We start from the raw sequence: 936 nt of genomic DNA on the forward strand, positions 1-936 counted from the left end.
TAAGCTGGCTTGTGCCATTACACTAACCGTACGATGTCCGACCGTACTTAGCCAACCTTCGTGCTCCTCCGTTACGCTTTAGGAGGAGACCGCCCCAGTCAAACTACCCACCAGGCACTGTCCCTAACCCCGATAAGGGGCCAAGGTTAGAACATCAACACTGCAAGGGTGGTATTTCAAGGTCGACTCCAACAGGACTGGCGTCCCATCTTCATAGTCTCCCACCTATCCTACACATGCAGGGTCAATGTTCAGTGCCAAGCTATAGTAAAGGTTCACGGGGTCTTTCCGTCTAGCCGCGGGTATACGGCATCTTCACCGCAATTTCAACTTCACTGAGTCTCGGCTGGAGACAGCCTGGCCATCATTACGCCATTCGTGCAGGTCGGAACTTACCCGACAAGGAATTTCGCTACCTTAGGACCGTTATAGTTACGGCCGCCGTTTACCGGGGCTTCGATCATGAGCTTCTCCGAAGATGACCCAATCAATTAACCTTCCGGCACCGGGCAGGCGTCACACCGTATACTTCCTCTTGCGAGTTCGCACAGTGCTGTGTTTTTGATAAACAGTTGCAGCCAGCTGGTATCTGCGACTGCCGTCAGCTCGGGGAGCAAGTCCCTCCACCAACAGCAGCGTACCTTCTCCCGAAGTTACGGTACCATTTTGCCTAGTTCCTTCAGCCGAGTTCTCTCAAGCGCCTTGGTATTCTCTACCCGACCACCTGTGTCGGTTTGGGGTACGATTCCTGCTAACCTGAAGCTTAGAAGATTTTCCTGGAAGCTTGGCATTAACCACTTCATCACCTTAGTGACTCGTCATCAGCCCTCAGTATTATGTGCCCGGATTTGCCTAAGCACACTACCTACAACCTTAAACGCGGACGACCGACGCCGCGCTGGCCTAGCCTTCTCCGTCTCTCCATCGCAGTTAGCA

At 53.1% G+C, this 936-nt stretch carries 1 rRNA gene; it reads right to left on the reverse strand.

The features are described 5' to 3' along the window. A 23S ribosomal RNA gene (locus J3L11_RS18855) occupies nt 1–936 on the reverse strand; the annotation flags it as partial.

The sequence above is a fragment of the Shewanella sp. 4t3-1-2LB genome (assembly GCF_017368415.1).
Classification (GTDB): domain Bacteria; phylum Pseudomonadota; class Gammaproteobacteria; order Enterobacterales; family Shewanellaceae; genus Shewanella; species Shewanella fodinae.